This window comes from Kitasatospora sp. NPDC001119 (assembly GCF_053598475.1).
The window spans coordinates 34,933-53,948 of the sequence record NZ_JBSFKI010000052.1 but is presented as its reverse complement, the minus strand read 5'-3'; the positions used below and the strand labels follow the sequence as shown (position 1 = coordinate 53,948).

The window sequence follows — 19,016 nt, the reverse complement described above, 5'->3', positions numbered from 1 at the left end:
GGGTGTCCGTCCCGCCGGCCGCGATGCCGCGGGCGGCGGTGGCCGCGGTGCGCAGCCGGCGGCTGATCCGGTCGGCGACGAGCACGCCGGCCAGCACGGTGGTGAAGACCGCGGCGACGACGGTGAGCAGGATGATCCGGTCCAGGTCGGCGATGGCCTGGCGGTCCTGGGTGAAGTCCACCCGGACGGACACCACCCCGTCCGGCACCGGGCCGGCCGCCCACATCGACTCGCCGATGCCGTCGGCGACGAGCAGCGAGCCGTGCCGGTCGTCGGCGGCGAGGGCGCGCAGCCGCTCGGGCAGCGCCGGGTCGTTCAGGACGGCGCCCCGGCCGACCGCCTTCCCGCCGCCGCGCTCGTAGTCGTTCAAGGCGGAGTCGAGGGTGGCGAGCGAGGAGGAGCGGGCCTGGTCGACGTGCTGGCGGATCATCGCCTGGTGGACCAGCAGGCCGACGGCCACCGCGACCAGGACGGCGATGGCGGCGACGGCGGCGGCGATCTGGCGGCGCAGGGTCATGCCGGGCGCCGCAGCTTGTAGCCGAAGCCGCGGACGGTCTCGATCCGGCCGGAGCCGATCTTGGCGCGCAGCCGCTGCACGTGGACGTCCACGACCCGGGTGTCGGCGCCCCACTCGTAGTCCCAGACGCGTTCGAGCAGGGTGGAGCGCTCCAGCACGATCCCGGGCGCGGCGCTGAACTCCAGCAGCAGCCGCAGTTCGGTGGGGGTGAGCGGGACGAGGCGGTCGTCCACCCGGACCTCCATGCTGTCGGTGTCCACCCGGAGGCCGTCGAAGCTGCGGACGGACGGAAGGGTGGGCGGGGACGGCGGAGGGGACGAAGGAGCGGGCGGGGACTGCGGCAGGGCTGGCGGGGCGTCGGCCGCCGGGGCGACCGGGACGCGGCGCAGCACCGTACGGATCCGGGCGACCAGGACGGCGCTCTCGAAGGGCTTGACCACGTAGTCGTCCGCCCCGGCCTCCAGCCCGGAGACCACGTCCACCGGGTCGGTCCGGGCGGACATCATCAGGATCGGCAGCTGGCTCTCCTCCCGGATCCGGCGGCAGAGGCCGACCCCGTCGAGCAGCGGCAGCATGACGTCCAGCAGGAGCAGGTCGGGCCGGACGGCGTGGAAGGCCTCCAAGCCCTCCAGGCCGTCGGCGGCGGTGGTGACCGGGAAGCCGTAGCGCTCCAGGGCCATCCGGGTGGCCTCGCGGATCACCTCGTCGTCCTCGACCAGGAGGATGTGCGGGTGGGCGGGGGTGGCGGCGGGGGTCATCGCTTCGCTTCCGGGAGCACGGCGGGGACGGAGGGCGCGACGGGCGCGACGGACGCGCCGGGCACGGAGGGGGCGGAGGGCACGGAGGACGGCCGGGCGCCGCGCGGGGACGGGACGGCGGCTTCGGGGGCCGCCTGCTTCGGCGCGTACGGGGCGGGGCGGGGCGCCGGTCCGGGGTCGGGGACGGCGGTGGCCGGCCGGCCGGCGTCCGGGCCGGTGGACGGGAGCGGTATGACGCCCTCGTCCCTGCGTTCGTTCAGGGTGAGCCTCTTGCCGTCCCACGCGTAGTGGCTGGTGGTCCGGGCGTCGACGCTGGTCGGCTCGATCAGCCACAGGTCGGTGCCGATGGTCGAGGCGTTGAACGCCGGCTGGACCCGCACCCGGAGGACGGGCAGCAGCCGGTCCTCGGCGAGGGCGTAGACGTGCAGCACGGCCCGCCCGGGGGTGGTGACGACGGTGATCAGCTCGGGTTGCCCGTCGCCGGTGAGGTCGCGGAACTCCGGGGCGCGGACCTCGCAGCCGGCGCAGGAGCCGAGTGCCTGGCGCTCCTCCTGGTCGACGTCCGGGTCCTTGGCGAGGACGGTGCGGACGTCGACCGCGGTGATGTCGCGCCCGGGGACGGTCACGTCCGGTACGGGCTGCGGCGGTTCCTGGGTGGTGTCGGTCGCGGACGCGGCCGGCGGCGGGGAGGTGGGCAGGTCCGGCCAGAGCGGCTGGGACACCGCCGGCGGCCTGACGGCCCGGGCCGGGCCCTGGTCGCGCAGCTCGCCGGGGGTGGCCCGGCCGAAGGCCAGGGCGGCGAGGGCGAGGACGACGACCAGGCCGGCCAGGGCGGCCACCGGGACGGCGCCGGGACGGCGGCGGGGTGGTGGGGGTGCTGTTGCTGCCACGGTCGGTGCTCGTCCTCCTGCCGGGCCCGCGCTGTCCGCGCTGCCTGCTCTACCTGCTCTGCCTGCGTCCACGGCGACGGTCCGGATCGTCGCCTCCCGTCGCCGCCCCGGTGGTAGGTCGTGCGGGCGGTGGCCGGCGGTTCCCCGACGGCGGTTCGTGCACCGTCAGGCCAGGTCCGCCAGCACGATGATGTTGTCCGTCCAGTGGCCGTCCGAGCCGATCCGGCCACCGCAGGTGATCAGCCGGAGCGCGGGCGCGGGCGTGTCGCCGTACACCTGCTCGGTCGGGAAGCGGTCCTTGGCGGCCTGGAGCAGCTCGCGGACCTTGAAGTCCACGGTGCCGCCGTCCGCGCGCCGGATCCGGATGAGGTCGCCGGGGCGCAGTTTCGGCAGCTGCTTGAAGACCGCCGGGCCGTGCACGGTGTCGTAGTGCCCGATGAGCACGGCGGGGCCGGCTTCGCCGGGGGTGGGGCCGTTGCGGTACCAGCCGACCTCCTCGCCCCGGTCGGCCGGCGGCACCTCGACGGTGCCGTCGGGGTTGAGGCCGAGGTCGGTCACCGGTGCGTCCACTCCGACGGAGGGCACCAGCAGGCGGGTCGGCGGCGAGGAGGCGTACGGCTTCGGGGCGGTGGGCGCGGTGCCGGTCGTGGCCGGGGCGCCCGGGGTGCCCGGGGCCGCCGCCGGGGTGTCGGAGCCGGTGCCGTGCCCGGAGGTCTCGACCCGCACCACCGGGGTCTCCCGGCCGGACAGCGCGAGCGAGGTGCCGAGCACCAGGCAGAGCAGGCCCGCGGTGCCGAAGGCGGTACGGCGCAGCGGGCCGGGGCCGGGCCGGGCGGCGCGTCGGCGCCCCCGCCGGTGGCCCGGGGCGCGTCGGTGGCTGTCGGTCCCCGCCACCGGGGCGGCCCCGGCGCCGCTTCCCCGACTGGCCGGGTACGGGGAAGCGGCGCCGGGGTGCCCGGCGGACTCGGGACCGGTGTCAGCCGCGCGCACCGGAGCGGCGGCGCAGGAGGGCGAAGCCCAGGCCCGCGGCGCCGACGGCCGCGACGGTGCCGCCACCGGCGAGCATCAGGCCGGAACCGTCGGAGGCGGTGGAGCCGTCACCGGCCTGCGCGGCGCCCTTGGGCACCTCGCGGACCTGCGGCTGGGCGCCGCCGGGGGCGGCCGGGGCCGGGGCGGCGCCCTTCGGGGCGGCCACGGCCGGCGAGGCCTCGGCCTTCGGGGCGGCGGAGGGCGCGGCGGGCGCGGGCGGGGCGGTCCGCACCGCGGCGTCGCCGGCCGGGGCGGCGGAGGGCGCGGCCGGCTTCGGTGCGCTGTCGGCCCAGGCCTGCCCGCCGGTGACGGTGGCCAGCAGCGCGGCGCCGGTCAGGGCGCAGGCGGCCAGGACGCGGCGGGCGGGGGAGTGGTGGGTACGGCTCCTGCTCATACGGGGTGTCTCCATCGTGCGTCGGTCGGTGGGTGGTGGCCGCCGGTCCGCGGTGCGGTCCGCGGTGCGGTTTCGCGGGCCCCGGCGGGCCGGTGTCGCGGGACGTCCGTCGTCGGCGCCGGACGCGTACGTCCTCGTCGCGGACGCCCTCCGGCCGCTTCACCCGGTTCGACGGGTTCGGCCGGTGGCGTCGGGGATGACGCTAGGAGGGCCGTGTCGCGGTCCTCGGCCGGTCGTGTCACGGCCGCCCATCGGCTGCGTAACGGTGCGGACGGGGCCTCCGGAAAGCCCGACGCTGCCTCCACCCCTGTCCTGCTCTAACGCCCTGCCCTACCGTCCCGCCCTACCGCCCCGACCGCAGGCGGCGGAGCGTCCAGCCCGGGCCGAGCGGCCGGGTGTGGGCGGTGAAGAGTTCGGCGGCGCGGCGGTAGGAGAGGCGGGCGTGGCCGGTGTACGGGCAGCGGTCGCGGTCGGGGGTGCCGGCGGGGGCGCGGCGGTCGGTGAGGAAGAGCGGGCCGGTGGCGCGGCCGGCGACCAGGAGGGGGAGCAGCCGGGCGGTGCCGGACTGCCAGTGCACCGGGGTGCCGGGCGGGCGGGTGCGGCGGCGGGGCGGGTCGAGGTGGTCGGTGTCCAGGGCGAGGACGGTCGCGATCGCGGCGCCGGACTCGTGCAGCAGGTGCCAGAGCGCCTGCTCGCGCAGCGGCGCGCGGAGGGTGAACAGGGCGCGCAGTTCCTCGGGGCTCAACGGGCCGGTGGCTGTGGCGGGTTCGGGCAGTGGGCGGGGGAGCAGGCCGGTGGTCGGGTCGCCGTCGAGCCAGCCGCGGGCCCGCCACCAGGCCACGGCCGCGCGCAGGGTGGAGAGCTCCCGGTTGAGGGTGCGCGGGTCGGTGTCGGCGCCGCGCCGGGCGGCCGCGGCGCGGAGCCGCTCGGCGGCGTCGGGGTGGTCGAGCAGGGCGAGCGGCAGGACGGGCGGCCGGGCCCGTCGCCGTTCGGGGCCGGTGGGGGCGGGCCGGTCGGCGAGTGCCCAGGCCCAGGTGTCCAGTGCGATCCGGTAGATCCGCCGGGAGCCGTCGGCGAGCCCGGAGGCGGCCAGGTAGCGCTCGACGGCGACGGCGTATTCGACCGGTGGGAGTGCTGTCGCGGTTCCTGTCACGATCGCCTTCTTCCGAAATCCAAGTGCCGCAGTAAATCACTGTTCCGGGACATCTGAACCATAGTCGCTGGGCGCAGTAAACGGCAGGTGGAGAGCCATAGAGGTGTGAATTTACTGCGGTAGATCGAATCCTCATAGAATTGATTCCCAAAGGCTCAACTTTTTTCCCGCAATCCCTTGAATCCACCCTCCGTCGACGCGCAGACTTTCTGCACATGGCAGTGCAGACCGAACGGATCCCGGCCCGCCGAAGGCGCCCGGGAGACCGGCTCGCCGTGTTCGGCGAGCGCGAGTTCACGTGGTTCTTCCTGGGGTACACGACCTCCCTGATCGGCTCCTCGATGGCGCCGGTCGCGGTCGCCTTCGCGGTGCTCGACGGCGGTGGTGGTGGAAGCGGCAACGGCGGAGGGGGCACCGCCCTGGGGTGGGTGATGGCGGCCCGGATCCTCCCCGTGGTGCTGGTGCTGCTGGCCGGCGGGGCGATCGCGGACCGGCTCGGCAGCCGCCGGGTGATGCTGGGCTCGGACCTGTTGCGCGGCGTGGTCCAGGCGCTGTTCGCCGGGCTGCTGGCGGCCGGGCACGTCCCGGTCTGGGCGATGGTCGCGCTGGTGGCGGTCTGGGGGGTCGGCGAGGGGCTGTTCATGCCGGCCTTCGGCGCGATCGTGCCCGACCTGGTGCGCCGTACGGGACTGGTGGCGGACGCCAACGCCCTGCTGGGGCTGGCCCGTTCGGTGTCCACCGTGGTCGGCCCCGCCACCGCCGGCCTGGTCACCGCCGCCTGGGGCCCGGCGACGGTGCTGCTGGCCGACGCGGTGACGTACGGCGTCGGCGCCTTCGCGCTGGCCAGGCTGCGGCTGCCGGTGCGGGCGGCGGCCGGCGAGGGGTCGATGGTCCGGGACCTGCGGGCCGGCTGGTCGGAGTTCGCCTCCCGCCCGTGGCTGTGGGTCACCACCGTGCAGATGGGCCTGTTCAACCTGCTGGTCTGGGCCCCCTTCCTGGTGCTCGGCCCGCTGCTCGCGCAGCGGGACCTCGGCGGCGCCCGCGCCTGGGGCCTGGTGATGGGCGTCTACGGCGCCGGCGCGGTGCTGGGCGGCCTGCTGGTGCTCGGCCGGTCTCCGGCCCGCCCGCTCGCGGTGGCGTCCCTGGCGGCGCTGGCCTGGGCGCTGCCCTCCGCGGCGCTCGCGGCCGGGGCGGGGCTGCCCTGGGTGGCCGCCGGCGCGCTGGTGGCCGGGGTCGGCTCGGCGGTCTGCGGGACGCTCTACGGCACCACCACCCAGAAGTGGGTGCCGGTGGAACTGCTCGGCCGGGTGACGGCCTTCGGCGTGCTGGGCTCCTTCGCCCTCGGCCCGCTCGGGCTGGCGGCGGCCGGTCCGCTGGCGGGCCGGTTCGGCGCGGACACCGTGCTGCTGATCGGAGCGGTCTGGCAACTGGCGGCCGGGGCCGTAGTGTTGGCCGTACCGGCGGTACGTGACCGTCGCTGGGAGGAGGGCCCGGACAGCTGACCAACCCCTCGGACGGCTCCGGGGCGCACCCCCGGCCCACCGCGCACCGCGCCCGGCCGGCCCCGGAGCGCAACCGGCTGCCCCACCCGCGCACGTACGCCTCCGCGGCGGGCGGGGCGGCCGACCCGGTCGTACGGTGGAGGACGGGGGTGACGGAGGAGGTCGATCATGCCCGGCTCGCTCACCATCAGCCATCACGGGTCCGCGGTCACCCTGGACCACGCGGACGCGGAGCGGCTCGCCACCGTACTGGCGGACCTGGCGTACCTGCTGGAGATCCCGGGGCCGAACCGGATCAACGACGAACAGCTCGCCGTGCTGTGCGAGGGCCGCGCCCCGGACCGCGCCGAGCTGGTGCACTGGTGCGCGTCGAACGCGCGCGGACTGAAGGGGCAGTTCTGACCGGAGCGGCCCGGGCCCGGGCCGCGGACCGTCCGCACCCGGGCCGCCCGCCGGAGCCCTCGGCCCGTTCGCCGGAGCCCGTTGTCCGCCCGCCGGAGCCCGCTGCCGGCCCGCCCGAGCCCGTGGATCGCGCGCCGTGGCCTGTCGGCCGCCCGCCGTACGATGGCGCGCGGGGCGGGGACGCCCCCCGGACGCCGGGGTGGCCGGCGGCCGGTCCGGCGGAGGGTGGGGGCCCGAACGTGCCGCAGTCCTGGTCGATGTCCTGGCTGACCGTGCCCACGCCGCTGCCCAGCGGGCCGATGCACATCGCGGTGACCCCGCTCGGTGTGGTGTCGGCCGGCTACCGGGGGCCGCGCGAGGGCGAGGCGCCGCCGTGCACCGACGAGTCGAAGATCGCCGCCGTCACCGAGCGGATCGGCGCCTACCTGGCGGGCCGCACCCGCGACCTGGGCCTGCCGATCGACTGGAGCCTGAGCTCCGGCCCGCACCGCGCGGTGCTGCAGGCGCTCTGGCGCGAGGTGCCGTACGGCCGGACCATCACCTACGGCGAACTGGCCGCCCGCAGCGGGGTATTCGAGGACGTGACGGAGCCCGGCCTGGCCGCCCGCACGGTCGGGCAGATGATGGCCGCCAACCCCGTCCCCCTGCTGGTGCCCTGCCACCGGGTGGTGGCGGCGGACGGGATCGGCGGCTTCGGCGGCGGCCGGGTCGGGATCGAGGTGAAGCGCTGGCTGCTCACGCTCGAGGGCGTGCTGGAGCCGACCCTCGACTGGAACGGCCCGCTCTAGGGGCTCGGCCGCTCACCGGTGCAGCGCCCGGACCAGTGACACCCGTCCCGGCGCCCGGCGCTGCAGCACCGGCCGGATGCCGGACACCAGCGTGTACTCGATGCCGCGCACGTCCGGTTCCGCCCCCGGGTACTCCGGCCGCTCCCCGAGCGCCAGCCGCACCGCGTCCCACGGCAGGTTGAGGCCGCACAGCCGCAGCTGGTGGAGCCCGGCGGCGGGGCGGGTGTTGACATCGATGACCACCGGCCGGCCGTCGAAGCGGCGGAACTGCACGTTGGAGAGGTACGCCATGCCGGTCGCCCGGACCAGCCGCCGGACCGGGTCCAGGTAGCACTCCTCGGTGGTGAAGCCGCGGCGGCGGCCCTCCTTGGTGCGTCCGACCGCGGTGAGCGGGCCGCCGTCCCGGTCGGCGAGGCAGTCCACCGAGACCTCCGGTCCGTCCAGGTAGGGCATCACCAGCAGGTCCACCGGCTCGCCGTCCGGGCCGCCCTCGGCCAGTGCCGCGGCCACCTGATCGACCTGCACCCGGTGGTCCCAGCCGGTCAGCCGCCGCGCTCCGTACGGTTCCCGGGTGAGCACCCGGAAGCCGGCGCCGCCCGCACCGGCGGTGGGCTTGAGGCAGGCGGTGTGCCCGGCGTCCTCGATCCGCTCGACGGCGTCCCACAGCTCGCCGGGGGTGCGCACCCGCCACCAGGGCGGGGTGGGCAGGCCGGCCCCGGCGATCACCGCGTAGCCGTCGGCCTTGCTGGTGAAGGCCGCTATCGCGGTGGCCGGCGGGCAGAGCAGCGCGGTGCCGATCGCCTCGAACTCCGGCCGGGCGAGGGCGATGGCGAGCTGGTGCAGCTGCGGGACGAAGACGTCGACGGCGTGCCGGGCGCAGTAGTCCAGCGCGTAGCCGACGTAGCCGTCCGCCGGCAGGTCGGCCGGCTCGGCGCTGCCGTGGTCGGCGGCGGCGAGCACGGGGGAGTCCGGGTCGCCGTGGGTCGCGTGGACCACCACCGGGCGCGGGGCGGCGCGCAGTTGTTCGATGAAGAAGACGTTCTCGGCGTAGGTGCGGTTCAGCCAGACACGTACGGGTGCACTCATGTGACCCTCTCGGGAAGAGAGTTGACGAAGGGTCAGGGCACCCTAGCGGCCTGTTCGAACGGTCCGGACGGCGGGGGCGCCGCCTGTGGATCGTGGCGCGGGGTGGCGCGGTTCGGGGCGCGGATGGGGGAGGATGGGGCGCCGCGCTCCGAGTTGTTCGAATGGGCGGTCGAACAGATATCGATCGGGTGATCTATTCGTACTATTTGTTTAGGCATTCCGAACCACTCGAACGAGTGATTGCGGGGCACCCTCGGCAGGGCCCACCATGAAGCTGCAACACGCATGTGCAAGGCGACACTTCATCGGGATATGCGAAGGGCTCCCCCATGTCGACCGAAACCAATGCCGGAATTCCCGCGCCCAGTGCGCAGTCGGAGATTCGGCAGCAGCAGAGTCTGAGCACGGCCGGCGCGCGGAACCTCGCGACGACCACCAAGTCCGCGCCCCAGATGCAGGGCATCAGCCCGCGCTGGCTGCTCAGGAAGCTGCCCTGGGTGCAGGTGTCCGGCGGCACCTACCGGGTGAACCGCCGCCTGCGCCACTCGGTCGGCCGCGGCCGGGTGGGTTTCGTCAAGACCGGTGCCGAGGTGCGGATCGTCGCGCCCACGCTGGCCGAGGTGCCGGTGCTGCGCGGGTTCCAGGACGAGGCCGTGCTGGAGGAGCTGGCCTCGCGCTTCGTGCAGCGGGAGTTCGCCCCGGGCGACGTGCTGGTCCAGGCCGGCGCCCCGATCACCGAGGTGTTCCTGATCGCGCACGGCAAGCTCGACCGGCTGGGCACCGGCAAGTACGGCGAGGAGACGGTCGTCGGCACCCTCGCCGACGGCGACCACCTCGGCGACGAGGCGGTCCGGCAGGACGGCGGCGCCTGGCCGTACACCGTCCGCGCCGCGACGGCCGGCACCGTGATGACGCTGTCCTGGCCCGCCTTCCAGGAGCTGCACGACCGCTCCGAGGCGCTCCAGCTCCAGATCATCGAATACCTGAACGGCTTCCAGCAGGCGCAGAACAAGCACGGCGAGGCCGCGATCGACCTCTCCGCCGGCCACCAGGGCGAGTACGAGCTGCCCGGCGCCTTCGTGGACTACGAGCTCAAGCCGCGCGAGTACGAGCTCAGCGTCGCGCAGACCATCCTCAAGGTGCACAGCCGGGTCGCCGACCTCTACAACCAGCCGATGAACCAGACCGAGCACCAGCTGCGGCTGACCATCGAGGCCCTGCGCGAGCGCCAGGAGCACGAGCTCGTCAACAACCCCGACTTCGGCCTGCTCGGCAACGCCGCGTACGACCAGCGCTTCCAGACCCACTCCGGCCCGCCCACCCCGGACGACATGGACGAGCTGCTCAGCCGCCGCCGCGGCACCAAGCTGTTCCTGGCCCACCCCAGGGCCATCGCCGCCTTCGGCCGGGAGCTCAACAAGCGCGGCCTCTACCCGGACACGGTCGAGGTCGACGGCAAGCAGATCCAGTCCTGGCGCGGCGTCCCGGTCTTCCCGTGCAACAAGATCCCGATCGTCGGGAGCACCAGCTCGATCCTCGCGATGCGCATCGGCGAGGACAACCAGGGCGTCATCGGCCTCCACCAGACCGGAATTCCGGACGAATACCAGCCGAGCCTTTCGGTGCGGTTCATGGGAATCGACGACAAGGCCATCATTTCCTACCTGGTGAGCGCCTACTACTCCGCCGCGATCCTGGTGCCGGACGCGGTCGGCGTCCTGGAGAACGTGGACATCGCGCAGTACTGACGGTTCGCACGGCCGGTCGCGGCGCCGCGCCGTCGTGCCGTCCGTCGGGGCCGCCCATCCGGCCCCGGCGGACGGCGGCCCCGGCGCGTACGGACCCGGCCGGTACGACCCCGGCGCGTACGGGCCCGACCGGTACGGCCCCGGTGCGTACCGACCCCGCCGGCACGGGCCCGGCCGGGGCGAGGCGCGACCGCGCCCGGCACCGCAGCGAAACTCCGGTCCGCCGTCGGCGGGCCGTCCCACGACAGGCGCCCGACAGGGGGAGAGACCCATGACGAGTCCCACGCTGGAGCGGGACCACAAAGAGGGGCACGAGGCGGCGGACATCCTCGCCCGGACCCGCGCCCTGGTCGACCCGGTCCTGCGGGCCGCCGTCGACTCGCTGCCCGGCACCATGCGCAAGGTGTCCGGCTACCACTTCGGCTGGTGGGAGGCGGACGGCACCCCCGCCGAGGCCCCCGCCGGCAAGGCGATCCGGCCGGCCATGGTCCTCGCCGCCACCCAGGCCCTGGGCGGCAGGCCCAACGAGGCCGTCGCCGCGGCCGCCGCGGTGGAGCTGGTGCACAACTTCACCCTGCTCCACGACGACGTCATCGACCGGGACGACACCCGGCGCCACCGGCCCACCGCCTGGCGGGTGTTCGGCACCACCGAGGCCATCCTGGCCGGCGACGCCATGCACTCCCTCGCGCTGCGCCTGCTCGCCGAGGACACCCACCCGGCCGCCCAGGGCTCGATCCGCCGGCTCGCCGACTGCGTGGTCGAGCTCTGCGAGGGCCAGCAGATCGACTGCGCCTTCGAGCGGCGCGACGACGTCTCGCTGCCCGAGTGCCTGGCGATGGCGGAGGCCAAGACCGGCGCGCTGCTCGGCGCGGCCTGCTCGATGGGCGCCCTGTACGGGGGCGCCTCCGAGGAGGCGGCGCAGGCGCTGGACGGCTTCGGCCGGGAGATCGGCCTGGCCTTCCAGCTGATCGACGACCTGATCGGCATCTGGGGGGATCCGGCGGTCACCGGCAAGCCGGTCGGCGCGGACCTGGTCGCCCGGAAGAAGTCGCTGCCGGTGGTCGCGGCGCTGGGGTCCGGCACCGTGGATGGCAAGCGGCTGGCCGAGCTGTACGCGATCGAACGCCCGCTGAGCCCCGAGGAGTTGGCGCGGTGCGCGGCGGCCGTCGAGGCGGCCGGCGGGCGTGGTTGGGCGCAGGGCGAGTCCTGCGAGCGGATGGCCACGGCGATGGCGCAGCTGGCCGCCGCGGTCCCGGAGCCGGCCGCGGCCGACGAGCTGCTGGCGCTCGCCGAGCTGGTCACCCGCCGTACGCACTGAGCGGGCCGCCCGGGCCGGATGCGTCCCCGGGCCTTTCCCCGGTGTCTCCCCGGGAGTGGGAAGCCGGCCCGGCCGGCTTCCCACTCCCGGTCGCTTCCACGGCCCGGCCGACCGCGCCGTCAGCCGAAGGCGGCCAACAGCCGCCGCTCCTTGGCGGGTTCGATGCCGTGCCGCACCGCCGCCCCCGGCCGCCCCTTGCGCCCCTCGGCGTCGGTGTCCTCGACCGGCCCGCGCGTCCGCAGCCACTCCCAGGTGTCCCGCGCCGTCTCGGCGAACGGCCGGCAGCGCAGCCCGGCCGCCTCCGCCCGGCCGGTGTCGGCCAGCCAGACGCCCGCCAGCTCGGGCAGGTCCGGCGCCCAGAGCGGGAGTTCGGTCCACCAGTCGACCCGGTCCGGCCCCTCGGCGAGCAGCGGCCCGTCCGGGACCCGGACCAGCTCGGTGTCCGCGGCGCCCGCCACCTCCCGGCAGGTCTCCAGCCACTCGCCGAAGCGGAGCCGCCCCGGCGGCGCCGTCGTGACGAACCGCCCCGCCGTCCCGGCCGTCAGCAGGTCCAGCCCGAAGGCGGCGAAGTCCCGGACGTCGATCACCTGCATGGTCCGCCGCGGATCCCCCGGGGCGAGCACCCGCCCGCCGCGCGCCATCCGCTCCAGCCACCAGGGCAGCCGGCCGCCGAACTCGTACGGCCCGACGAGCAGCCCGCTGTTCAGCACCAGCGTGCGCCCGGCGCCGAACCCCGCCAGTACGGCGCGCTCGCAGCCGGCCTTCAGGGCGTTGCCGGGCGGCTGGTCGGGCGGGGTGTCGGCGGGGCAGGGGTGCGGCGCGGAACCCTCGTCGACCACGTGGGCGGGCCAGTCGGCGAAGGCGTGCACGGAGGAGACGAAGGTGTAGTGCCCGGCCCGCCCACGCAGCAGCCGGGCGCTCAGCGCGGCCTGGGCGGGCTGCTGGGCGGAGGTGTCGACGACGGCGTCCCAGCCGCGGCCGTCGACCAGCCGGGCGAGGTCCCCGGCGCTGTCGCGGTCGCCCCGGACGGCCTCGACACCGGGCAGGTCGGCGGCGCTGCGGCCGCGGTTGAAGGTGGTCACCCGGTGGCCCCTGGCGAGGGCCTCGGCAGCGTAGGCCCGTCCGAGGAAGGACGAGCCCCCAAGCAGGAGGATCTTCATACCGACGACCCTCTCCCGGCCGCCCCGCCGGTACGCCCGGATCAGCGCTCAGCAGATCCCGGCGGGCGGAAGCCGCGCGGCGTCCGGTCCGACGTGCCGCCCCACCCGGCCCCGCTTAGCATCCGAGGTGTACCGCGGTCGGCGACCGCACCCCGGCCCGGTGCGCGCCCCGCACGGCGGACCCGCCCGCCGCGCCGGCACCGACGGCCCGCCGGCGTCGAGCGTCCCACCGGTGCCGCGCCGGCGGCGCCGCCCCCGCCGACCGGCTGCCCGCCCCGGACGAAGGACCCGTGATGAACCAGCCCGAGCTGGAGGCCCTGGCCGCCGACGCGTACGTCTACGGCTACCCGCTGGTCGCCGGCCTCACCATGGTCGAGCGCTTCGACCGCGGCGGCCTGGGCACTCTGCCGGCGGCGCCGTTCAACCACCTCAGCCACGCCACCCGGCTGGCCGGTCCGGCCGACCGCTTCGTCTCGGTCAACAACGACACGGTCTACTCGATCGCCCAGCTCGACCTCTCCGAGGGCCCGCAGGTGCTGCGCGTCCCGGACACCGCCGGCGCCTACTACGTGCTGCAGATCATCGACGCCTGGACGGACAACGTCGCCTACCTCGGCCGCCGGGCCACCGGCACCGGCGCGCAGACCTGGCTGATCGTCCCGCCCGGCTGGCACGGCACCCCCTCGGACCCCGACCGGGTGATCGAACTGCCGACCACCGTCGGCACCCTCGTCGGCCGCTTCGCCTGCGCCGGCCCGGACGACTTCCCCCGGGTCCGGGCCCTCCAGGCCGCCCTCGAACTGGAACCGCTGGAACCCGGAGGCCTGGTCGCCGGACTCCCCGAACCGGACGCGGACGTCCCCGAGCGGCTGGCCTTCTTCGAGCGGCTGCGGGTCTGGATGCAGGCCTTCCCGCCCGCCACCGCGGACATCGAGTACCAGCGCCGCTTCGCCCCGCTCGGCCTGCTCGACGACGGCGCCTCGCCGTACCGCGCGGCCGCCGCCGAATGGACACTGGCGCTGGCCAAGGGCCTGGCCGCCGGCCGCGAACGGGTCGAGGACGCCACCCGCCCGCCCGAGGACCACCCGCCCGGCGAGTGGCGCAGCGCCCTCCACCTCTTCGACTACAACACCGACCACCTGGGCCCCGGCACCCTCGACGACCCCGAGTGGCGCATCCCCGACCGCCGCGCCGCCTACCTCAGCCGGGCCGCCGCCGCCCGGGCCGGCCTCTGGGGCAACCACGCCTACGAGGCCTCGTACGCGATGACCTACGACGACTCCGACGGCCGCCCCCTCACCGGCCTCCACGACTACACCCTGCGCTTCGACCAGCCGCCCCCGGCCGGGGCGTTCTGGTCCGTCACGATGTACTCCGTCCCGGACTACTACCTGGTGGAGAACCCGATCGACCGCTACTCGATCGGCGACCGCACCCCAGGACTGGTCCACGGCGAGGACGGCTCCCTCACCCTGACCCTCCGGCACGACCAGCCCGAGGACCCGACCGCCGCCGCCAACTGGCTCCCCACCCCACCTGGCGAGTTCCGCCCCATCCTCCGCATCTACCAACCCGAACTCGCCGTCCTGGACGGCACCTACCAAGTCCCCCCGATCCACCGCCTCTGACCCCCCGGGCCCACCCAGCCCCTGGACCCCAACCCGCCGGCACCTCGGCCCCTACCGCGCACACCCCGCAAGCCGCGCTGCCCCCGGGACCCCGTTGCGCGCACACCCCCGCACGCCCCGCCGCCCCTCGATTCCCACCCCCGCCAGCCCCGGACCCCAGCCCGCCAGCAAACCGGATCCCGCCGCGCACGCTGCGCCGCCATCTCGGACCTACCGCGCACACCCCGCGTGCCGCGCTGCCACCCCGGACCCTGCCGTGCTCGCCCCGCCGCCACCCACCTCGGGCCCCACCCCGCACGCCCCGCCAGCACCTCGGATCCCGCCGTGCACGAGAAGTCGGCTGGGTCGACTTCTCGTGCGTTCCCGGTTTTGCGGGCGGAATTATGGCGGTCGGTCTACATATTCGGCCCCTGGCCCGTCCTCGCCGCGCGCGAGAAATCGGCCTGGTCGGCTTCTCGCGCGCTCCCGGCTTCGGGCTGGCCGGTGAAATATGCAGGTCGGTCTACAAATCCAGCCAGGCTGGGCCCTGTTGCGCGTGAGAAGTCGGCCGGGTCGACTTTTCGCGCATCCTCGGCCTGGGGCTCTGGAGAAGCACGCAGGTCGGTGTATTTGCCCGCTGGTGTTGCGTGGGAAGTCGGGTGGGCCGACTTCCTGTGCGGCCTTGCCGGCTACTGCGGGCGGGATTATGGCGGTCGGTCTACATATTCGGCCCCTGGCCCGCCCTCGCCGCGCGCGAGAAGTCGGCCAGGTCGACTTCTCGTGCGCCCGTGCCCTCCGGGTGCCGGCCGGGAGGGAGGGCTGCCGCGTTTGCGTGGGCCGTTAGCGCTGCGACGGGGAGGCCGTTGCCGTGCCCGTCGGATGTGGCGAGGAGCTCGTCGCTGTGCCCGAGGGGGACGGGGTGCTCGTCGGTGGGCCGGAGGGCGACGGGGACGCGGTGGGTGCCGCCGTGGGCGAGGTGGTGGTGGAACCGCTGGGCACCGGTGTCGCCGGAGTCGAGGACGGCGTCGACGACGGTGACGGATCGGCCGGGGAGGAGGCGGAGCCGCCACGGTTGTGCGGCCCGCCCTCCAGGGTGACCACCGCCTGGGAGGGCGGCAGCGCGATCCGGGCGGTCCAGTGGGTCGTCGGCGCCTGGTCCTCGTCCACGGTGACGATCACGGTGATCCGCTGGCCGGGCGCCAGGGTGCCGGCGTCGCGGCTGAGCCGGAGCCAGCCGGCGTCCGTCGCCGCGTGCCAACGGATCTCCGTGGCGCCGGAGTTGGTGAGGGTGAGGATGGTCCGGCTGCCGTACTCGCCGGCCTCGACGGTGAGCAGCCCGGCCGGGGCGGGCTCGCCGGTGCCCGTCGTGGAGGCCTGGTCGGCAGCCGGGGCCGGTGCGGCGACCAGGGTCGGGCTGCTGAGCGGGGTCGCGCCGTGGGCCGGGACCGGGATGGCCGCGCCCTGGAAGGTGAGCCGCGGAAAACCGGGAGGCAACGTTTCTGCATCGCTTCCGCGGGCACCGCCCGCGACCATCCCGGGCCCGGCCCCCGCCAGCTCCATCCCGGGCATGCCGGGCGCACCCGCCCCAGCCGGGCCGTCCACCGCGGGCCGGGGCCGCTGCCCGGTCGGCTGCCCGGCCGCGTCCACCCGTACCGCCGACACCGAGGCCGCCGACCCCGACCCGACACCGCCCCGGTGCCCGGCCCAGAGCGCGATCACCGGCGCCGCCAGTACGGCCGCCAGCACGCCGGTGGTCACCACCCGCCGACGCACCGCCAACCCGCGCCCCGCGTCCGGCGCCCGGTGCCGGGGGAAGCCGCTCTGGTCGAACCGCAGCCCCGGCTCCGCGCCCCGAGCACCCGCTACCCGAGGACCCACAGCCCGAGCGGCCGCCGCCGGAGCGGCCGCCCCGCCGGTGACCGCGACGGCCCCGAGGAGGTCCGCCGGAGCCCGCAGCAGCGCCAACCCGGATAGCCCCGCCGCCCCCGCCGTACCCTCCGCCGCCTCGCCCGCGGCCACCCGTTCCGCCGTCCCCCGGCAGGTCGGGCAGTCCACCACGTGCTGCACCAGCTCCCGGCGCAGCGCCGGACCGAGCACCCAGTCCCGCCAGGACTCCGCCCCGGCCCCGCCGAGCCGGTCCAGTTCCGGGCAGCTGCCCACGCCGAGCACCAGCAGCGCCGCCCTGGTCCGGGCGACCTCGGCCTCGGCCCCGGCCAGCAGCGCGCGGGTCCGTTCGAACGGCTGGCCCAGTACGGCCGCCACTTCGAGCGGGGTCAGCCGGTGCCGGACGGAGAGTTCCAGCGCCTCGCGCTGTTCCGGGTCGGTGCCGGCCGCCTCGGGCCAGGCGAGCGAGGAGAGCTCGCGCCGCCGTCGGGCCGCCTCGGCCTCGCCGGGCTCGGCCGGGGCGGTCCGCCCGGCCTCGGTACCGGTCGGACCCGGGGCGTCGCCGGCGAGCCTGCGCAGACAGCAGTACCGGGCGAGGGAGAACAGCCAGGCGCGCAGCAGCCCGGGCTCGGCCAGCCGGGCGCCGTGCCGTCGCGCCAGCTCGCGGACCTCGCGCAGGGCGTCGGCGGCCGCGTCGTGCTCGCAGAGCACCGAGAGGCAGTAGGTGAACAGGCCGTCCACCTGCCGGTCGTACGCCGCGAGCACGGCGGCGGTCCGCACCCCGGCCGACCCGGCCGACCCGGCCGACCCGGCGGACCCGCCAGACCCGCCAGACCCGGCAGGTCTACCCGACCTGCCCGGCCTGACCGATCGGGTCGACCGGGTAGGCCCGTCCGGCCCCACAGTTCTCGTCGTCACCCGTCCGACGGTAGAGAACGCGGACGGCTGACCCCGGCCATTCGCCGCGTATGTACTTCTTTCGGGTAACAACATCGCCCATCTGTGTGGACGCGCGGCCGGCCCGCCCGCGGACCCTGGTCGTCGGCCCCGACCCGGACCCGGACGCTGCCGCCGTTGTCGGACCCGGACGCTACGGTGGGCGGCATGCCTCCGCGTTCCAAGACCACCGCCAAGCCCCGCCCGGCGTACCGCTGCACCGAGTGCGGCAACCAGCTGCCCAAGTGGGTCGGCCGCTGCCCGGAGTGCAACGCCTGGGGCACGGTCGAGGAGTACGGCGCGGTGCCGATCCGCACCACGGCCGCCGGCCCGGTCAGCGCGCCCGCTCGCCCGATCGCCCAGGTGGACGGCCAGGTCGCGACGGCCCGTTCGACGGGCGTGCCGGAGCTGGACCGGGTGCTCGGCGGCGGCCTGGTGCCCGGCGCGGTGGTGCTGCTGGCCGGCGAGCCCGGCGTCGGCAAGTCCACCCTGCTGCTGGACGTCGCCGCCAAGGCGGCCACCGCGCAGCACCGCACGCTCTACGTCACCGGCGAGGAGTCGGCCGGCCAGGTCCGGCTGCGCGCGGACCGGATCAACGCCCTCTCCGAGCACCTCTACCTCGCCGCCGAGCAGGATCTCGGCGCGGTGCTCGGGCACATCGAGGCGGTCAACCCCGGCCTGCTGATCCTGGACTCGGTGCAGACCATCGCCTCCGCCGAGCTGGACGGCGCCCCCGGCGGCCCGGCCCAGGTCCGCGAGGTGGCGGGCGCGCTGATCCGGGCGTCGAAGGAGCGCGGCATGGCCACCCTGCTGGTCGGCCACGTCACCAAGGACGGCCAGATCGCCGGTCCGCGCCTGCTGGAGCACCTGGTGGACGTGGTGCTGAGCTTCGAGGGCGACCGGCACGCCCGGCTGCGGCTGATCCGCGGGGTCAAGAACCGTTACGGCGCCACCGACGAGGTCGGCTGCTTCGAGCTGCACGACGAGGGCATCGTCGGCCTGGCCGACCCGTCCGGCCTCTTCCTGACCAGGCGTGACAAGCCCGTCCCGGGCACCTGCCTCACCGTCACCCTGGAGGGCAAGCGCCCGCTGGTGGCCGAGGTGCAGGCGCTGATGGTGGATTCGCAGATCCCCTCCCCGCGGCGCACCACCTCGGGCCTGGAGTCCCCCCGGATCGCGATGATCCTGGCCGTGGTCGAGCGGCACGGCGGGGTGAAGCTCGGCAAGCAGGACATCTACACCGCGACGGTCGGCGGGGTGAAGCTGACCGAGCCCTCCGCGGACCTCGCGGTGGCGCTCGCGGTGGCCAGCTCCTCCACCGACACCCCGCTGCCCAGCAACCTGGTGGCGATCGGCGAGGTCGGCCTGGCGGGCGAGGTACGGCGGGTGACGGGTGTGCAGCGGCGGCTCGCCGAGGCGCACCGGCTGGGCTTCACCCACGCCCTGGTCCCGCCGGACCCGGGCAAGGTGCCGCCGGGCATGAAGGTGGTCGAGGTGGCCGACATCGGCGAGGCGCTGCGGGCCATCCCGGGCCGCCGCCGTTCGGCCGCCAAGCCGCGCACCGAGCCGCGCGGTGAGGCACCGTCGGCGCCGCCGTCCCCGCGTTCCGCCCGGGCCGCGGACCGCCCGGCGGCGTACCCCGAGGAGCTGATGGACGGCTGGGAGCCGCTCGACTCCGACGAACTGCGCTGACCCAAGCCCTGCCGAGGCCACACACAGTTAGACTTTCCCCAGTCTCATTGGCCAGAAGGCAGTACCGAGCGGTACTGAGCGACAGAGCAACAGACCGCGGACCGGCGCACGGCGTGAGGCGCGCGGCACGGGTCGACCGGAGGAGTCAC

15 protein-coding genes and 1 pseudogene are annotated in these 19,016 nt (G+C 75.7%); 7 read left to right on the top strand and 9 right to left on the bottom strand.

Going from position 1 to position 19,016, the window contains the following annotated elements; all coding sequences use genetic code 11:
- The 6 genes and pseudogenes from ACWDD9_RS39210 to ACWDD9_RS39185 all read right to left on the bottom strand — a co-directional run.
- Positions 1–517, bottom strand: a pseudogene (locus tag ACWDD9_RS39210) (two-component sensor histidine kinase); the annotation flags it as partial.
- Positions 514–1,275 (bottom strand): two-component system response regulator CseB, encoded by a 762-nt coding sequence (cseB, locus tag ACWDD9_RS39205; protein WP_449814238.1) that lies wholly within the window; start codon positions 1,273–1,275, stop codon positions 514–516. The pseudogene ACWDD9_RS39210 and the gene cseB, both read right to left, overlap by 4 nt.
- A complete protein-coding gene (locus ACWDD9_RS39200; RefSeq protein ID WP_416873653.1) occupies positions 1,272–2,165 on the bottom strand; it encodes a hypothetical protein in 894 nt (297 codons plus the stop codon). Before ACWDD9_RS39200 ends, cseB begins: the two co-directional genes overlap by 4 nt.
- Positions 2,166–2,330: 165 nt before the next feature.
- On the bottom strand, positions 2,331–3,059 hold the full coding sequence (locus ACWDD9_RS39195; RefSeq protein WP_375876593.1) for a class F sortase: 729 nt from the start codon (positions 3,057–3,059) through the stop codon (positions 2,331–2,333).
- An 82-nt stretch (positions 3,060–3,141) separates the two neighbouring features.
- Positions 3,142–3,588, bottom strand: coding sequence for a hypothetical protein (locus tag ACWDD9_RS39190; protein ID WP_375876592.1), 447 nt, complete (start codon positions 3,586–3,588; stop codon positions 3,142–3,144).
- 343 nt (positions 3,589–3,931) lie between these two features.
- The gene (locus ACWDD9_RS39185) at positions 3,932–4,741 is read right to left on the bottom strand and encodes a hypothetical protein (RefSeq protein WP_375876591.1); all 810 of its coding nucleotides are present in this window, start codon (positions 4,739–4,741) and stop codon (positions 3,932–3,934) included.
- 215 nt (positions 4,742–4,956) lie between these two features.
- Between ACWDD9_RS39185 and ACWDD9_RS39180 the strand changes: the two genes are divergently transcribed.
- From ACWDD9_RS39180 to ACWDD9_RS39170, 3 genes are all read left to right on the top strand, one after another.
- A complete protein-coding gene (locus ACWDD9_RS39180) occupies positions 4,957–6,243 on the top strand; it encodes an MFS transporter (protein WP_449814237.1) in 1,287 nt (428 codons plus the stop codon).
- Positions 6,244–6,411: 168 nt separating this feature from the next.
- On the top strand, positions 6,412–6,645 hold the full coding sequence (locus ACWDD9_RS39175) for a hypothetical protein (protein ID WP_049661653.1): 234 nt from the start codon (positions 6,412–6,414) through the stop codon (positions 6,643–6,645).
- Between the two features lie 239 nt (positions 6,646–6,884).
- On the top strand, positions 6,885–7,433 hold the full coding sequence (locus ACWDD9_RS39170) for a methylated-DNA--[protein]-cysteine S-methyltransferase (protein ID WP_304414273.1): 549 nt from the start codon (positions 6,885–6,887) through the stop codon (positions 7,431–7,433).
- A 12-nt stretch (positions 7,434–7,445) separates the two neighbouring features.
- Here ACWDD9_RS39170 and ACWDD9_RS39165 read toward each other — a convergent pair whose 3' ends face one another.
- Complete coding sequence (locus ACWDD9_RS39165) at positions 7,446–8,519, bottom strand: ATP-grasp domain-containing protein (RefSeq protein ID WP_117488360.1); 1,074 nt, start codon at positions 8,517–8,519, stop codon at positions 7,446–7,448.
- A gap of 329 nt (positions 8,520–8,848) precedes the next feature.
- Between ACWDD9_RS39165 and ACWDD9_RS39160 the strand changes: the two genes are divergently transcribed.
- Together ACWDD9_RS39160 and ACWDD9_RS39155 are read left to right on the top strand one after the other, a co-directional pair.
- Positions 8,849–10,267 carry a family 2B encapsulin nanocompartment shell protein gene (locus ACWDD9_RS39160; RefSeq protein WP_074001715.1) on the top strand — a complete coding sequence of 473 codons (1,419 nt, stop codon included), beginning with the start codon at positions 8,849–8,851 and terminating at the stop codon, positions 10,265–10,267.
- Between the two features lie 271 nt (positions 10,268–10,538).
- Entirely contained in the window at positions 10,539–11,588 is a 1,050-nt protein-coding gene (locus ACWDD9_RS39155; protein WP_380742683.1) for a family 2 encapsulin nanocompartment cargo protein polyprenyl transferase, read from the top strand.
- A gap of 119 nt (positions 11,589–11,707) precedes the next feature.
- Here ACWDD9_RS39155 and ACWDD9_RS39150 read toward each other — a convergent pair whose 3' ends face one another.
- Positions 11,708–12,748, bottom strand: coding sequence for an NAD-dependent epimerase/dehydratase family protein (locus ACWDD9_RS39150; protein ID WP_449814236.1), 1,041 nt, complete (start codon positions 12,746–12,748; stop codon positions 11,708–11,710).
- A 293-nt stretch (positions 12,749–13,041) separates the two neighbouring features.
- On the opposite strand from ACWDD9_RS39150, the gene ACWDD9_RS39145 reads away from it, so the two are divergent.
- Positions 13,042–14,376: a DUF1254 domain-containing protein gene (locus ACWDD9_RS39145; protein WP_449814235.1), complete on the top strand. Its 1,335-nt coding sequence runs from the start codon at positions 13,042–13,044 to the stop codon at positions 14,374–14,376.
- Between the two features lie 819 nt (positions 14,377–15,195).
- Here ACWDD9_RS39145 and ACWDD9_RS39140 read toward each other — a convergent pair.
- Complete coding sequence (locus tag ACWDD9_RS39140) at positions 15,196–17,019, bottom strand: BACON domain-containing protein (RefSeq protein WP_449814234.1); 1,824 nt, start codon at positions 17,017–17,019, stop codon at positions 15,196–15,198.
- 324 nt (positions 17,020–17,343) lie between these two features.
- On the opposite strand from ACWDD9_RS39140, the gene radA reads away from it, so the two are divergent.
- Positions 17,344–18,867: a DNA repair protein RadA gene (radA, locus tag ACWDD9_RS39135; RefSeq protein ID WP_375877325.1), complete on the top strand. Its 1,524-nt coding sequence runs from the start codon at positions 17,344–17,346 to the stop codon at positions 18,865–18,867.
- Positions 18,868–19,016: the final 149 nt, after the last annotated feature.

Excerpts from the sequence above, each read along its gene's own strand:
- cseB (WP_449814238.1), bottom strand. The coding sequence starts at position 1,275 with ATGACCCCCGCCGCCACCCCCGCCCACCCGCACATCCTCCTGGTCGAG.
- ACWDD9_RS39190 (WP_375876592.1), bottom strand. The coding sequence starts at position 3,588 with ATGAGCAGGAGCCGTACCCACCACTCCCCCGCCCGCCGCGTCCTGGCC.
- ACWDD9_RS39180 (WP_449814237.1), top strand. The coding sequence starts at position 4,957 with ATGGCAGTGCAGACCGAACGGATCCCGGCCCGCCGAAGGCGCCCGGGA.
- ACWDD9_RS39175 (WP_049661653.1), top strand. The coding sequence starts at position 6,412 with ATGCCCGGCTCGCTCACCATCAGCCATCACGGGTCCGCGGTCACCCTG.
- ACWDD9_RS39165 (WP_117488360.1), bottom strand. The coding sequence starts at position 8,519 with ATGAGTGCACCCGTACGTGTCTGGCTGAACCGCACCTACGCCGAGAAC.
- ACWDD9_RS39160 (WP_074001715.1), top strand. The coding sequence starts at position 8,849 with ATGTCGACCGAAACCAATGCCGGAATTCCCGCGCCCAGTGCGCAGTCG.
- ACWDD9_RS39155 (WP_380742683.1), top strand. The coding sequence starts at position 10,539 with ATGACGAGTCCCACGCTGGAGCGGGACCACAAAGAGGGGCACGAGGCG.
- ACWDD9_RS39150 (WP_449814236.1), bottom strand. The coding sequence starts at position 12,748 with ATGAAGATCCTCCTGCTTGGGGGCTCGTCCTTCCTCGGACGGGCCTAC.
- ACWDD9_RS39145 (WP_449814235.1), top strand. The coding sequence starts at position 13,042 with ATGAACCAGCCCGAGCTGGAGGCCCTGGCCGCCGACGCGTACGTCTAC.
- radA (WP_375877325.1), top strand. The coding sequence starts at position 17,344 with ATGCCTCCGCGTTCCAAGACCACCGCCAAGCCCCGCCCGGCGTACCGC.